Raw genomic sequence first — 15,989 nt, forward strand, 5'->3', positions numbered from 1 at the left:
ATTATGCACCTTCTTTAATATCTTTTGTTTTTGATTTCCTTACTAAAACTACAATTGAGACAACAGCCACAAAAATGATTATTATCCCAAAAATCCTGGTAACATTCAGTACATAGGTCTGACTTTCACCGTCATAATTGAAGCAAAATTTCAATACTTTCGCAACTGTCGGAGCAGTTGTGCCATCCATCGCTTCTATTACTGCCATCTTGATATCGAACGGAAGATACTTCGGTCCAATGATATACCGTGTAATCTTTCCATCCTTTGCCAGAGCCATTACAACTCCGGGATGGATAATCTGATCGCCTGTTCTTTTAAAGGTTATTCCGGCAAGTTCTGTCAGCTTCTTAATTGAAACCGAATCGCCTGTAAGGAAATACCACGAATTTTCGGGTAATCCAACAGCACCTGAACTTAGAACTCCTTTTTTCTTCTCGGCAGCATCCTTCCAGGTCTCGTTGTGATCAATTGAAATGCTTATCAACTGGTACTCTTTGCCCGGTGCAAGATCGACCCTTCTTACCTGCGACGCGATGTCAGCAATCATCGGTGAGCAGAGAGACGGGCACTTATAGTAAACAAACATCAAAATAGTCGGTTTATCTATAAGACTGCTTAGCGCAACCTTCTCCCCTTTTTCATTGGTAAAAACCATGTTGAGAGGAAGTGTTGTGCCCAGCTTGCTGTCGTCGAGACCGGCGGTTTCGTTTCCCTGCCCGGAGAAGGCAGAAACCTGAACCGCAAAAAAGAGTACTAAAATGAAATATCGTTTGATTTTGCTTATCACAATGAACTTTTTAAGAAACTGAATAAATTATCGAGTTCGTCTTCACTGAGAGAGAACAGTTTATATTTGAATCCGTTGAACTCTATGTTTTTCTTCACGAATTTCAAAAGAGCATCCGAGCCATCCTTCCATTCCTGATTTTTACTCAAAGCCGAAAGAGCAAGCTTTTTGTCATGCACCACACTAAGGAACAATGCTGCACCCGGGTCTTTTTTCCCTTTTGCATCGATTGTTTTAATCAGCTCATCAAGTTTTTTTATGGATGCCGAATTATCTTTCGTAATAATGGCGACGGCTCCTTTGACAGGGATTGTTCCCGGCTTGAAAGTGCCTTTCGTCAACTGATATTTATCTTCCATCTGTTTGATATTTGCATCGGTAACAGCCGGAGGATTTGTCATGAAATTGTTGCGGATATAATGTATCAATCCGAGTCTCTGGTCTGCAGGTAACACATCATAAGCAGCCATTCCATTTGCAGTGATACCTTCCTGAAGTGTCTTCCACATGTTGAAGATGTCGTTGCCGTTCGTCCATCCTTTTTCCTGGTGGAAATTTCTCGGTTTCGGATTCAAGGCAGCGCCCGCCACTCCATCACCTTTTCCATCAGCGCCATGACAGGAGGCACAATTCGTTGAATAAATCTCCTTGCCTTTTGCAATCAATTCATCAGACGGTTTTTTTATCATTTCTGCATCGACTGCCTTTAAGATCGCTGCATCTGCCACCGGAAGTTCAGCTACTATGGTTGTGGAATCAAACATACGGGCAGGAAGAGAATTCTCGTTTACCTGACCAAGATTCCTTACATAGTAGATTCCTATTCCGAGGAGCACTATCAGCATATACGGATATGAAGCCGCAAGAAAAGCAAGTGGATTATCAAAAATCGATTTTTTCTGATCACTCATTTTTTATTTTACCTCCTACAGCCTGAAATTCAGTCCTCTGTCGAGCTTTGGATCTCCGACAGGAACTGCATTATACTTTTTGAAATTGAAGTAAAAAACGATGATAAGAATTCCGACTGAGGCAATCGGGAAACCAAACTCGCTTAATACATATATGAAACCACTCTTCTCACCGTGATACTGGGGCATAATCAACCAGTAAAGATCGATCAGGTGAGCAATCAGTATCCAGATAGCAGCAAACTTCAATCTCTTCGGGTCTTTCTTTGCGGGAGCGGGCAGAAGAAGTGCGTATGGTACGAGAAAATGAACCACTATCAGAGTCAGACTGATTGATGCCCACATTCCTTCCCATCTGCGGATGAACCAGAAGGTCTCCTCAGGAAGGTTGGCGTACCAGATGAGCATGAATTGTGAAAACGCAATGTAAGCCCAGAAGTTTATGAATCCGAAGAGCAGTCCTCCAAGACTCGCCAGCGAATCATTTGTCAGTCTCGGGTGCATGTAACCGTTCTCCTTCAAAAGGATTACAGCCAGCGTTGTGGCGGCAAGGCCTGCCAGCATCGTTCCGGAGAAGACATAAACACCATAAATGGTGGAAAACCAGTGCGGTTCGAGACTCATCATCCAGTCAATTGCAGAAAATGTAATTGTAATGGCAAACAGCGGAATAAAAATTGCTGATGCCACAATATTTTTCTTTGTAAGTTTCTGGTCTTTGGTTTCGTCCTGTTTTCTGGAATTTCTCACTACAAAGAAGTAGTAAACCGACCATATTGCGAAAGTAACCACCACTCTGATTATGAAGAACTGAATGTTCAGGTAGGGTTCCTTTCCCTTCAACAGTTTATCACTCTCTACCGCTTCTGTATGTGACCAGTGAAAGAGGTCATGCATAAAGAAGAAAAGCGGTACGGCAATTAGTAAAAACAATGGTACTGTTGACGCAAAAAATTCCGGCACTCTTCTCATCGGTGTGCTCCAGTCTGCGTTAACCACATACTCGAGAGCGATGAGGAACAGCGATCCCATCCCTATTGTAAGAATAAAAAAGAAACCAAGCAGATAGGAGAATTTCGCTCTCACAGGATCGAGCAAAAGCCCGAAAGCACCAACTATCAGTCCAACAGCAAGGATAGCCATGCCGATGTTGAGTACTTTGCTGGGCAAAACTTTTTTCACATATTGCAAATCATTATTTGCCATTTGAAGCGTTCTCCTTTCTGTACTGCTGAATATCAGCTTCTGAAGCATTCTTGGCTTTTTGCAAAGCTCTTATATAAGATACCACAGCCCATTTTTCCTTTACAGTAAGCTGGTGTGAGTAAGAAGGCATCACATTCTGCCCGTTGGAGATTACATGATAAATGTTTCCGTCTTTCCACTGCTGCAATTTAACTGTATGCAGACTCGGTGGATTCGGGAATTGCTGGTTCAATCTGCTGTCACCATCTCCATAATTTCCATGGCAGGGAGAACAGAAAGTCAGATATTTTTTCTGTCCGAGTTTCAAAACTTCCTCGCTGCTAACAAGAGGATTTTCAAGTGGCACTGCAGGTTGAGTGGTCGAGTCCTTATATTCATACGGCATGTGACCTCTCGCTACAGTCCCTGCAACCGGCTCTCTCATCGTTTTTCCATCTGCAAAGAAATCACTTTTCGCCTGAGGCATGGCTCTAAACTGGTATTGCATCCAGTTGAACGGTGTGATATACAGCAGTTTGTTGAGGGCGAAGTAAGTACCTCCTGAAACCAGAACAGCCACGGTGACAAGAATCCCGATGAATTTCGGATTAAATGCATCCTGCCAGGTTTTTTCGATTTCATAGACTTCGTCAACTGTCTTGCTGCCAAGTGAGGCAAACAAGGCTCTAACTTCTGTCTCATTAAACTTCGGATCTGCAGCTCCGATGAAAACACCATATTTGTCCCTTGAGACAGCCTGCATATATGGAGTGTCATGCAAAGGGTGTTTGTTGTCAGGGAACCGGAAAAAGAAGGTTATCATCCCGATTACAGTAGCAAGAGTTGCAAATAAAACGGTCAACTCAAATGTGACCGGAATAAATGCCGGGAGCGAGAAAAACGGTTTTCCACCGATGTTCATCGGGTAATCCACTACCATCGTCCACCACATCAGAAGCAATGCGAATGCAGCTCCTGAAAGTCCGAAGACGAGAGTTACATATCCGAGTTTCGAAGGCTTCAACTTCATTGCATCGTCCATGCCATGAACGGGATATGGAGTGTGGACATCGAAATCTTTATAACCTGAATGAGAAACTTTCTCTGCAGCGTGGATTATTTGATCGGGCGTATCAAACAGGGCTGTAATGCCGTGTAATTTAGTTGTGCGTTCCATTAGTGGTCACCCCCGTGATGTGTTGGTTGTGCACCGTCTGCAACGGCTTTAATTTCAGAAATTGCCACAACAGGCATTGCTTTTACAAACAGGAGGACAAGTGTAAAGAAAAGTCCAAAACTGCCGAGCAACAGACCGAAGTCATAAAGTGTCGGGGTATAATATCCCCAGCTTGATGGAAGAAAATCTCTGTGAAGTGATGTCACTGTGATTACAAATCTTTCGAACCACATTCCCACATTCACGAAAATTACGATAACCATCATAACAGGGATCGATCTTCTGAATTTTTTCACCCAGAAAAACTGAGGGAAAATAACATTACAGCTTACCATAATCCAGTATGCCCAGGCATACGGACCGAAAGCTCTGTTTATGAAAACAAACTGTTCAAACTGAACTCCGCTGTACCATGCAACGAAGAATTCCATGGCATAGGCATAACCAACCATCATTCCTGTCGCAAGAATAACCTTGTTCATCTTTTCGAGGTGATCTATCGTGATAATATTTTCCAGATCAAAAACCTTTCTGACAAACACAAGCACAGTTACCACCATCGCAAAACCGGAGAAAATTGCACCGGCAACGAAGTATGGTGGAAATATCGTTGTGTGCCAGCCGGGCATTATCGATACTGCAAAGTCAAACGATACGATTGTGTGTACCGAGAGAACCAGTGGTGTGGCAAATCCGGCGAGGATAACATACGATTTCTCGTAATGTTGCCAGTTTCTGTGTGAATGTCTCCATCCCAGACTGAAAAGGGAATAGATGAATTTCTTCACTTTTCCGGTTGTCCTGTCTCTCATTACCGCAAAATCGGGAATTAGACCGATGTACCAGAAAACCAGCGAAACTGTAAAATAGGTTGAAACTGCAAACACATCCCAGAGGAGTGGTGATGTGAAGTTTACCCACAACGAGTGCTGATTTGGATGCGGAAGCAACCAGCCATCGAGCCACGGACGACCCGTGTGGACTGCCGGAAAGATACCTGCGCACATTACCGCAAATATCGTCATCGCTTCTGCAAACCGGGCGATAGCCGTTCTCCACTTCTGCCTAAGCAGGAAAAGAATTGCGGAGATAAGTGTACCGGCGTGACCAATACCAACCCAGAAAACGAAATTTACTATATCGAACGCCCAACCAACAGGTTGATTGTTACCCCACAGTCCAATTCCGTAGTAAAAAGTTAATCCAAGCGAAACCGCACCAATCATCAGGAGGGAAAGCGTGATACTAAGAGCGAAAAAATACTTCTTAGTCGGCTTCTCCGACATTGGTTTGGCGATCAGGTCTTCTATCTCACCGAGAGATAGCCTCCCCTGAATTAACGGAAGTTCTTTACTGTAATCTATATTCACTTACGCTTCCTCCGTATTAGTGTTCCACAATCTTGCTATATAAGATACATTTGGCTTGACATTAAGTTCTTCGAGCAAATGGTACGCAAGATTATGGTCGTGAAACTTCTTGAAATCAGTATCTTTTTCTACAAGATCACCAAAAGAAATTGCTTCAGCAGGACATGCTTCCTGACAGGCGGTTTTTACATCGCTGCCTTTAAGCTTCCTTCCATCCACAAGTGCCTTACTTCTTGCATCTTCAATTCTGTGAACACAGAATGTGCATTTTTCCATGACACCTCTTGGACGAACCGATACTTCAGGGTTATTCCCGAGATTCACCGGTTCCTCGTAATAGTAACCATTGGCAAAGTGATCTCTGAAGTCGAAGAAGTTAAATCTTCTTACTTTATAAGGACAGTTGTTCGAGCAATATCTTGTACCGACGCATCTGTTGTAAACCATCTGGTTCAAACCGTCAGGGCTGTGTGTGGTTGCGACAACCGGACAAACATTTTCGCACGGTGCGTTGTCACAGTGCTGACACATCATTGGCTGATAAGCTGCAACAGGCTCTTCAGGTGTTCCTGAATAGTACCTGTCGATTCTCATCCACTGCATTTCTCTGCCGGTGAGTACCTGATCTTTTCCTACAACAGGGATATTGTTCTCGATGCTGCACGCGACAGAGCAGTTTCCACAGCCCGTACATTTGTTCAAATCGATAGTCATGCCCCACTTTACATCAGGGTAGTCGTATGGTTTGTAAAGTGAAATCAGTTCATGCTTCCCTTTATGAAGGAAATCGGGTTCTTTTTCATACTGTTTCACAGTCCCTTCCTGAATGATTTTTCTCTTCAGGTGGGCATCTTTAATAAGCGTTTCATCATATGTATGATGATCCTGAGTTGATGCAAGTTTATACATTCCATCAACTTTGGCGAGCGTGGCTGTTGTAAATACCTTTTCACCAAGCGATTTGAGGAAAACTGAAGCATCCTTGCCAACCTCGAGTGCTACAACGGGACATTTTGTTCTTCCGTATCCCAATTCCACAACCACCGTGTTGTCAGCGAGACCTGGTTGAAGCAGAACAGGAAGTGTGACTTTCTTTCCGTTTACCGAAACTTCAACGAGACTGTTGGTCTTGAGGCCAAGTTCTTTACCGGTCTTCTCGGAAATGGCAGCGTAGTTGTCCCATGTAATTTTTGATACAGGGTGCGGGAGTTCCTGAAGCCAGCCGTTATTCGAATGTCTTCCATCTCCGAGAGCATAGCTTTCAGCGAGGATAACAGAAATCTTTCCTGCCGGGAGCGGATTCGCAGCCGGAACATCTTTTAAGGTCCACTTTGGAGTCTCTGCCTTTACATCGGAATTGATCCAAACACCATCATGGATGACACCCGACCAGAATTTGTCGAATGAGCCTGTACCTTTCCAGGAGGATTTCCAGGACGATTTCAGGTAATCGAGATAAGCAGTCTCTTTGTAACCGTCTGCACTGCCTGAAAGCCACTGCAGCAGGATTGCCTCTTTTTGACGGGTATTATAGAGCGGTGCGATAACAGGCTGCATGGTACTTGTGACATTACTTCTGACCTGTGCGTCACCCCAGCTCTCGAAATTGTGATTAACCGGGAGAACATAGGTCGAAGAGAATGTAGTCTCGTTTTGAAGTGTGGCAAGTGTCACTACTGTACTGACATTTTTGAGTGCCTCTTCAAAACCGAGATCTTTCGGGAAATGGTAAACAGGATTTGATTCCAGGTTTACAACAAGTTTCACTTTACGCGATTTCATTTTCTTGACAAGTTCAGCAATGTCACCTGACGATGAGTAATCGTGAAGATAAACATCCTCTGTCTTCATGCTGTAAAGAGAAGTTCCGCCTGTCATTTCATTAAGGAGATTAACCAGCACATGAACATCCGCAGGAACTGTCTCACCCGCAAAGACTATTGCTTTACCTTTTGATGAAACGAGATCACCGATCAGTGAGTTGAGTGATTTCGCACTCTTTGCCGCAAGACCGGCTTTTTTAACAAATGATTCAGCGGTAAACTCACCAAGTTTGCCGGCGAGCTCCTTCGGAACCAGATCTTTCCCTTTTCCACGCTTGCTCACTTCATTCATCAATGTAAGAACAAAATCGTAGTAGTTTTCCGGTTTTATCCTTAAACGGTAATCAGCACTGGCACCTGTTGTACTGTAATTCGCTTCGGCGGCATACAGTCGGTTAAATTTCTTCGTGTTGTTTACATCGCGGCGTGATCTGATGAGTCTCTGCTGTTCAAGATTGTTACCGTCAGTTCCAAAGAGACTTGCCTCGAGTGCAAGAATTACATCAGCCTCTTCCCAACTGATCACAGCAGGTACAGATTCCTCGCCATAGCATTTCTTCCATGCCGAGATTCTGTTTTCACCGGAGAAAAGGTCGTAGTAGTAATATTTAATCCCTTTATACTTCTCCTGCAATTCCTGCATAAGCTTCATTGCAGTCGGTGAGGTTACTCTGTTTGAAATAAACGCAGCCTCATCTCCTCCGAGAGAGTTGAGTGCATCAATCACTTTTTTATCAACTTCCTGCCAGCTTACTGAATTGTAACTGCCTTGTCTCGAACTCTGTGGTTCTGTAATCCTCTGTGGATCATACAAATCCATTACGGATGCATGTCCCTTGGCACAAATCTTTCCTGCGTTTACAGGATGATCAGGGTTGCCTTCAACTTTTATTGGTCTGCCTTCACGGGTTTTGATCAGAATACCACACGAATGAACACAGCCTGCACAGGTGGAGGCATAGAAATTTGGCTCACCGATTGTTATCTCACCCGGTTTTTTGTTATAGGGCATCAACTCCCCTTTTTCCTTGTAATCCGAGCAACCGGCTGCTGTGAATGCGGCAGATGCACTCAGAAGTGCAAGAAACTTCCTTCTCGAAATTCCGGTCATGCTCTTGTGGGGATCAAATTCCTCTTTTACACCCGGCATGAATTCATTATAATGGCTTTCGTCAAGTTTTCCACCGGCTTTGTACTCTTCAATACTGCGCCACAATGAATCGTTCATCTGATCATTTGATTCTTTATTATGCTCGCTCATTTACACCACCTGTGGTTTTTCTTTTAACTGAATAAGGATTCTCACGAACGGTGATATTCTTCTTAGGCTCTTCCTTTTTACCAAATCCCAAAAAAGAGAAAATATTTCTGAAAGCGAAAAAGCCTGCTCCAAGCAATGCAAGGGAGCCTAAAAATTTCTTTCTGTCCATTTTAAGAGTTTCTTTGTTTTCTGACATATTCTGTTCGCTCCTATCTGTGGCAAGCCCAGCAGTGCTCGGGCCCCTTGTTTACTTGTTTCAGATAAGGAAGTTTTTTCTCAGGATTTCTGTGACAATCGAGGCATGCACCCATATTAAATGGATTAACCTGCGAAACTTTATCCATGTTTGCAACATCTCCGTGGCACGATTTGCAATCGATGCCTTTTGATACATGCACGCTGTGGTTGAAATAGGCATATTCAGCGGTACGGTGAATTCGTTTCCAGGGGATTGGCTTGCCTGCTTTGTAATATTCGGTGAGTTTGATGATCTCGGGTCGGTCCGTCCTTGCCTGCGTATGACAATTCATACAGACAGCAGCCGACGGAATACTTGCAAATCTTGTTTTTTCCACTCCTGTATGGCAATATTGGCAGTCTATCTTCATCGTCCCTGCGTGAAGTTTATGAGAGAAATTGATCGGCTGATCAGGTGCATACCCGACTCCGTCTCTTTCGGCTCGTGAGACATAATAAGTGGTTACAAAAGACGCAAGCGCCACGAATATCACTATCGGTAACCGTATTCGTAATAGATAGTCGATAAAACTGCTCATCGCTTACCTTTGCTTAAATTACTGAAAAAATTACGAGTTAAAATAAAATTTGAGGAAGGTGTGGCAGACCTGATATTCTTCGCTGCATTACCTGAAGAATGAAATTGATATAAGGAAATGATGTAATTGTGTATCAATTTGTCGTTATAAACGCGAATTTCTGAATAAATAATTAGCTAATTGAAAGTTTTTTTTGCGGATTTGTATTAAAGTAACTCCAAAAATTAACAAATTTCCCTTAAAAAAAGAAAAATTTTTCTGATTTTGGAACTAATTTTTGTGCCTTTTGTAAGACCTGTTTAGAAATGTAGCCAAATGAAGCACTTCCACGGCTTGTTCGTGCTTTTTTACACCGTGTTTTATCTGCCCCATACAACCCGGATTTGCCATCACGACCACTTCCGAATCGTTGTTTTTGATATTTTCCATCTTCCTTTCCAGAAAATGGAGTGCATCGTCATATCTCGCCACATTGTATATGCCCGCACTTCCACAACACCAGGATGCTTCCTCGAGTTCTGAAAATTTTATTAATTTTACCGACTTCAAAATCTCGCGGGGTTGTTTTGTAACTTTCTGAGTATGAGCAAGATGACAGGCATCATGATAGGTGACGGTTCCTTCAAATTCATAATTTTCAGATCTGAATCCGGTTTCGTGAAGAAACTCGGAGATATCTTTAACCTTCGACGAAAATTCCGCAGCTTTCCGGGAAATGTCGTCTGAAACTGTGTCGTTTTCTCCTCCGGAAAAAATATGACCATACTCTTTCATATAAGCGCCACAGCCGGCGGAATTGGAGATGAGGAAGTCATATTTGTACCGTCCAAAGAGTTCCATCGTCTTTTGAGCCAGTTCCATCCCCTTTCTTTGTTCACCGTTATGTGCATGGAGAGACCCACAACATCCCTGACCCCTGGGAATGACCACTTCGCAACCATGCTGCAACAGCACCTCGAGTGTATCGGAATTTATGTCAGCGAAAGCAACATCCATCAGGCAGCCAAGCGGAAGCAACACCCGGTATCTTACAGGCTCTGCAGGTGTGTATATCTCATGCATCATGTCGCTGCTGAATCTCTTTGACATTTTTGGGGAGAGACTGTCCACCTGCCCAAGGTTACCGCCCAGTATTTTAAAAAAGCCAATATTGTGGAGAAAATCCTGAATCCCGGTGTTCTGGTAAAAATAGAGAATTTTTGCAACGAACTTTAGCAGGCTTTGATTTGCAACAATAAAGTTAAGTCCGGCCCGTCTGATGAGCCTGACCATGAACGGTTCAAGATTCTGTATCGAGACTTCTTCCCGGGCTGCCTCTACTATTGACCCGTATTTGACTCCTGCCGGACAGGCAGTTTCACATGCCTGACAGTCGAGACAGAAATTGATTTCATTGATGAATGTTTTATTTATCTCCAGTTTCCCCTCTGCAACACTCTTTATAAGGCGTATTCTGCCACGGGGCGATGATGATTCAAGTCTGGTGATGGAATAAGTTGGACATGTAGGAAGACACATGCCACAGTGCATGCACTGAGCAAGAATATCATCGGAGATAATCGCTTTGGAAAGGGTTTGTTGAAGTGGCGATTCGCTCATTTTAGTGATTATGGGAGTGAGTAAAAGAGTCGATATCCTCCCGCCTTACAGGCATTGCCCCTTCACATTTTGGAGACATGGTAAGAATTTTACCCGGATTGAGTACATTGTTCTCATCCAGCGTGCCTTTAATCTTCTTCATAAATTCCACTCCCGTCGAACCTGCGACAGCTTCGAGGAATTGCTTTTTGGCAATGCCAGTACCGTGTTCACCGGTAATCGTTCCGCCAAGTTTGATAGCTTCATTAAATATGTAGTCGAAAGCCCTGTGAGCATTGGAAATTCCCTTTTGGTCCCGTTCGTCTGTCAAACAGGTTGGATGAAGGTTGCCATCTCCGGCATGTCCAAAATTTCCGATAACCACATCAAAACTCTTTGCTGCATCTCTGACCTTTTCAATCATAACGGGCAGTTCACTTCTTGGGACGGTTGCATCCTCAAGAATTGTTGTCGGTTTCACTCTTGCGAGAGAGCTGAAAGCACTTCTGCGTGCTGATTTAAGCACCAGTGCCTCATTTTCATTTGATGCAACTTTAACGAACGACGAATTATTCTTTTTTAATGCTGCCAGAACCAGTGATGCATCTTCGTCAACTTCGGCACCCTTCCCGTCGAGTTCGATAATAAGTATCGCTTCACTGTTTCTTGGGAGACCGATACCTGTATAATCTTCAACGCAGTTTATCGTGGTGTGATCGAGAAATTCCATCATTGCAGGAACAACATGAGCTGCGATGATATCGGACACAGCTTTCCCGCTGTCCAGTAAAGTATCAAAATATGCAGTCATAGTGATCGATTTCTGAGGTTTCGGGATAAGCTTAAGCAACACCTTGGTAAATATTCCGAGTGTCCCCTCGCTCCCGATCATCACATCTTTAAGATTGTAACCCGCAACATCCTTTACATTTTTCCCGCCAACGACAAGTAATTCGCCATTTGGCATGATCGCCTCAAAACCAAGTACGAAGTTTTTTGTAACGCCATACTTCAAACCCCTCAAACCGCCGGCATTTTCAGCAACATTTCCACCAATTGTGCAAATTTTCATGCTCCCGGGGTCTGGTGGATAAAAGAGTCCCATCTTTTCCACTTTATTCTGCAGGGTTTCAGTTATTACCCCTGGTTCAACCCAGGCAGTGAGATTTTCATTGTCGATTTCCATAATTTTATCCCATCGTGTCATAACAAGTACGACGGAATTTTCCACAGGTACAGAGCCTCCGCTCAATCCGGTACCGGATCCACGGGGAACAACTGCAAATTTTTCCTCATTGGCGAGTTTCATGATTGCAGCGATTTGTCCGGCATTTTCCGGAAAAACCACTGCTTCGGGTAATTGTCTTAAAATCGGTGTGCCGTCGTAAGAATAGGCTTCTTTGTGAACAGGATCGAGCAGGAGGTTTTTTTTGGTTACTATCTCTCCCAGTTTGGAGAGAGTTGAATCTTTCATTTGACGAATCTCTGTATTACGAATTTAACCGCATAGCCGGTTGCAAGTGCTATTGCGAGATATGTGACTATTAGTTTTACCCCATCCATTGTTATAACGAATGTCGATTTATATCCCCTCCAGCCACAATTTGTACATCTGTAAATCTTGAACCAGGTCAGATTTTTAATTGCCCCTTCCAACAGACTTCGGGTTTTTGACCTTCTTAATGTATTATACTGCTTGCATGAGGGACATTTTGAAAAGGACGCATCCCTGTGAAAAACTACTTTCTTCGATTTTAATCTTCGTTTTTGAGCCATTTATTTGATTGCCAGTATTTTTCGATAAAGTGGTTTGTTGTTGATTATATCAAGTGCGGTCTTGAATTGCAGGTCATTTATTAGTTTGTATCTGATTCTGAAACCGCTGTTGTGGTATCTGCCCGAAAGTTCGGTGAGAAGCTCTGTCGCAATTTCGTCCTTCTGAAAACGAAGAATATCTTTGGATATGCTGCCAATCTCTTTTGATAATTCATCAAATTTGACTTGCAAATGTACATAATTTTTATCTTGTCCGAAAGTTTTAACAAGCTCTTCGAGCTGGCTGCTCTTCGGATGTCTAAATTTATATTTCTTTAAATCCAAAAACTCCCTGAATTCTGCAAAAAGCTTCTCACTCTTCATTTCGCTAAAATTACTGTTTTTGTGCTTCTCGTAGTATGAATTCACAAATTCAAAAATGAGTCCCTTTGCCAAAAGATCTTTTAACAGATCCGATTTCTCCGGGGAAACAACTATGGAATCAGGTACAATTCCCCCTCCACTGTAGACAAGGCGGTTGTTTTTTGTTCGAAATAGTGCCGTAAGCACGGAATCATGCTTTCCGATAACCTTGTTTTGTGAAGCATAATCAATTTTTTGAATACTTCTGCCCGAGGGTGTGTAGTACCTTGAGGTGGTTATCTTTAATGAAGTGTTAAAACTTAGCGAAGTGATGGTCTGGACAAGCCCCTTGCCGAAAGATTTTTCACCAATCAACACAGCCCGGTCATAGTCCTGTAATGCTCCTGCCACAATTTCAGAGGCAGACGCAGAACCGTCATCTATCAAAACTGCCATTTCCACTTTTCCGAGTAACGGCTCCTGCTCAGCAAAAAATTTCCTGATAGAGACAGAATCGCGCCCTTTTGTGGTGACAATCAGACTGCCTTTCTCAAGGAATTTGTTCGAAACATCGATAGCCATATCAAGCAGTCCACCCGGATTTCCCCGCAAATCAAGAATAACTGATTCAATTTTTCTTACCGAAGCGAGTTTTGCAATTTCACTTCTCAACTCTTCTCCGGCTGTTCGTGTAAATCCTGATAATTTGATATACACATTCGAAGAGTTTTCGGGCACAAATCCGGCGTATGTTACATTCTTTACGACGATTTCTTCCCTCATCAGAGTGAAACTTAGTGTGTCGGCAGGTTCGCCTCTCCTCACTTTCAAATCGACAAAAGTGCCGGGAGTACCTTTCACGAGCTTTGAAATTTCGTCATAGTTGGCGGGTGAAACCCTCGTGCCTGCCACTTCATGAAGCGCATCCCCGGGAAGCAATCCCTGTTTTTGAGCCGAATAGCCATCAAGAATTTCAATTATGAGGACATTCTCTCCCCTTATGCCAACCGTAATCCCGATACCGCCGTACTTCCCTTTTGTCATCAGTTCAATATCGTCCTGCCGCTTCTCGTCGATAAATGTGGTATAAGGATCAAGTTCCTTCAACATTCCCCTGATACCGGCACGAATAAACTCTTCAGCATTGATTTCGTCCACATAATTCAGCGTAATTTCTTTGTAAACCCGGCTGAAAATGTCAATATTTTTGCCAATCTCATAGTAGATGTCACCAAAAGTTGAGTACGCTCCGAGTGACAGGCTGACAGCAAAAAATATTACGAGCCACTCGGCTCTTTTTTTAAAAAAGTTTTTATTCAAAGCAACTCCCGGTTTTTCTTTTCAACACTGAAATTCATCGTCTCATTTAAAATCTTTACAATATCCAGATGTATCTCCGTGGCATCTCTCTCACCGTTCACCGGTTTTATCCTGTCGGGAAATTCCATGGAGATTCTTTCGTAACCGTCAATAACTTTTTTATAAAAATGGTCGTTCGATTTCTCTATTCTGTCAAGTTCGGCAGCGCAGGCATGTTTTCTGCGCGATGATTCTTCAATTGATATTTTCAGGTAAAAGGTAATATCCGGAACAGTTCCACCGGTAGCAATCTCGTTTATCTTTTTAACAGCATCGCCGTTCAGTCCCCTTCCAAATCCCTGATATGCAGTCGTTGAGTCATGAAAACGGTCCGCAATTACAACCGCACCTTCGTTTAACAGGGGCCTGATTACTTCTCTCACAACCTGGGCTCTTGCACCCGAAAAAAGAAATATTTCGGTTTCGTCACACATTTCAAAGTGTTTCTTGTTCAGCAATATTTCTCTGATTTTTTCGGAAATTTGCGTTCCACCCGGTTCACGAACTATATGGACTTTCCTGCCAAGACGCTCGAGATAATCTCTTAAGAGGTTTATTTGTGTGGTCTTGCCACAAAAATCGATTCCTTCAAAACTTATAAACATGCTGCTACTGCTTTACTAAATATTTAATTCTGGGTGGTTTTACATCGATAAAAGTAATGTTGTCCGGAAGCACTATATTTGGCAATGCGGTTCCTGTGGAATCATTCACCAGTTCTCTGTAATTTAACAGAGCTTTTACTTCTTCCGGTTTTAACGCCCCGATTCTGTCGATACCACCTCTTACAACAACCGTAACTTCCTCCGGCACGAGTACCACTTCCTTACCCTGAGGATTCTCTATAACCACAAGCCTGACTCCCTCGATCTCTTTGTCTGCAATTTTTTGTACATCAATTTCTGCAGTAACTTTGCCGGGAAAGATTTCAAGTCCATCAACCAGATCAAGATTAATCTCGACTGTGGTCTTCTCTTTCAAACCGGTTAATTCAAATCTTTGAGATTTTATCGATCTGATTTTATCCGTCAGTTGTTTGCTCCCTTTTATCCTGACCCGGTCAGGAGTTATTTTTACTTTGCTCGCCAATCCGAATCCTTCTTCATACTGCAACACCAGATCGAGTGTTACGGGTTTTTCGGCATACTCCACTTCCTCCGTTTTTATTTTGAGAAACGAAGGTGAAATATCAACAATTGTAAAGTCGGATGAAAGCCACCCGTTTTCGGCAATCAGGGTTCGAAGATTTATCTCCGAATTGACATTCTCTTTCGATATGGGAATTACGAATTTATTTTCCGGATTGAAATAGAGGGATATAAATTTCCAGCCGGAACCTCTTAACTTCACATTAACATATCTGGGAATGGTGTAGTCGACAGCCAGATTAGGGGGCAGGTTTGTGTAGGCTATCGGAATGGATGAATTTAAATAAAAATCACCGGACAAGGTTATGAATATCCATGCCCCGGCAGCTAAAAGCAGGGAGACAATTATTGATGGCAGATTTTGCTTCATTACTGAGTGCCGTGGATCCCGGGTCTTTTATCCGTTCAGGATCCTTTGCCTAAAGCAGCGAAAAGCCTGAGCAATTCTTCTTTATTGGCAACCGAAATCTCCCTCCCTTTTATCGGGAAACCG

General features: G+C 43.0%; 14 protein-coding genes. All 14 read right to left on the minus strand.

The annotated features are described in order from the left end of the window. Position 1: 1 nt before the first annotated feature. Positions 2–790: an SCO family protein gene (locus LCH52_03625; GenBank protein MCA0387565.1), complete on the minus strand. Its 789-nt coding sequence runs from the start codon at positions 788–790 to the stop codon at positions 2–4. After that, entirely contained in the window at positions 787–1,701 is a 915-nt protein-coding gene (locus tag LCH52_03630) for a cytochrome c (GenBank protein MCA0387566.1), read from the minus strand. The genes LCH52_03625 and LCH52_03630 overlap by 4 nt, the downstream gene beginning before the upstream one ends. A gap of 15 nt (positions 1,702–1,716) precedes the next feature. Continuing rightward, on the minus strand, positions 1,717–2,907 hold the full coding sequence (locus LCH52_03635) for a quinol:cytochrome C oxidoreductase (GenBank protein MCA0387567.1): 1,191 nt from the start codon (positions 2,905–2,907) through the stop codon (positions 1,717–1,719). Continuing rightward, positions 2,897–4,063, minus strand: coding sequence for a DUF3341 domain-containing protein (locus LCH52_03640; protein MCA0387568.1), 1,167 nt, complete (start codon positions 4,061–4,063; stop codon positions 2,897–2,899). Before LCH52_03640 ends, LCH52_03635 begins: the two co-directional genes overlap by 11 nt. Beyond that, positions 4,063–5,433, minus strand: a complete 1,371-nt coding sequence (gene nrfD / locus LCH52_03645; GenBank protein MCA0387569.1) for a polysulfide reductase NrfD — start codon at positions 5,431–5,433, stop codon at positions 4,063–4,065. The genes LCH52_03640 and nrfD overlap by 1 nt, the downstream gene beginning before the upstream one ends. Continuing rightward, a complete protein-coding gene (locus LCH52_03650) occupies positions 5,434–8,517 on the minus strand; it encodes a 4Fe-4S dicluster domain-containing protein (protein ID MCA0387570.1) in 3,084 nt (1,027 codons plus the stop codon). Then, on the minus strand, positions 8,504–8,713 hold the full coding sequence (locus LCH52_03655; protein MCA0387571.1) for a hypothetical protein: 210 nt from the start codon (positions 8,711–8,713) through the stop codon (positions 8,504–8,506). The genes LCH52_03650 and LCH52_03655 overlap by 14 nt, the downstream gene beginning before the upstream one ends. Before the next feature lie 13 nt (positions 8,714–8,726). After that, positions 8,727–9,293 (minus strand): cytochrome c family protein, encoded by a 567-nt coding sequence (locus tag LCH52_03660; protein ID MCA0387572.1) that lies wholly within the window; start codon positions 9,291–9,293, stop codon positions 8,727–8,729. Positions 9,294–9,563: 270 nt separating this feature from the next. Then, entirely contained in the window at positions 9,564–10,892 is a 1,329-nt protein-coding gene (locus LCH52_03665; protein ID MCA0387573.1) for a (Fe-S)-binding protein, read from the minus strand. A 1-nt stretch (position 10,893) separates the two neighbouring features. Further along, the gene (locus LCH52_03670) at positions 10,894–12,345 is read right to left on the minus strand and encodes an FAD-binding protein (GenBank protein ID MCA0387574.1); all 1,452 of its coding nucleotides are present in this window, start codon (positions 12,343–12,345) and stop codon (positions 10,894–10,896) included. Further along, positions 12,342–12,647 (minus strand): hypothetical protein, encoded by a 306-nt coding sequence (locus LCH52_03675; GenBank protein MCA0387575.1) that lies wholly within the window; start codon positions 12,645–12,647, stop codon positions 12,342–12,344. Before LCH52_03675 ends, LCH52_03670 begins: the two co-directional genes overlap by 4 nt. Beyond that, complete coding sequence (locus LCH52_03680; protein ID MCA0387576.1) at positions 12,648–14,309, minus strand: S41 family peptidase; 1,662 nt, start codon at positions 14,307–14,309, stop codon at positions 12,648–12,650. Next, a complete protein-coding gene (gene tmk / locus LCH52_03685; protein MCA0387577.1) occupies positions 14,306–14,953 on the minus strand; it encodes a dTMP kinase in 648 nt (215 codons plus the stop codon). Before tmk ends, LCH52_03680 begins: the two co-directional genes overlap by 4 nt. 4 nt (positions 14,954–14,957) lie before the next feature. After that, complete coding sequence (locus tag LCH52_03690) at positions 14,958–15,866, minus strand: hypothetical protein (GenBank protein MCA0387578.1); 909 nt, start codon at positions 15,864–15,866, stop codon at positions 14,958–14,960. Positions 15,867–15,989: the final 123 nt, after the last annotated feature.

The organism is Bacteroidota bacterium, from assembly GCA_020161395.1.
Classification (GTDB): domain Bacteria; phylum Bacteroidota; class Ignavibacteria; order Ignavibacteriales; family Ignavibacteriaceae; genus UTCHB3.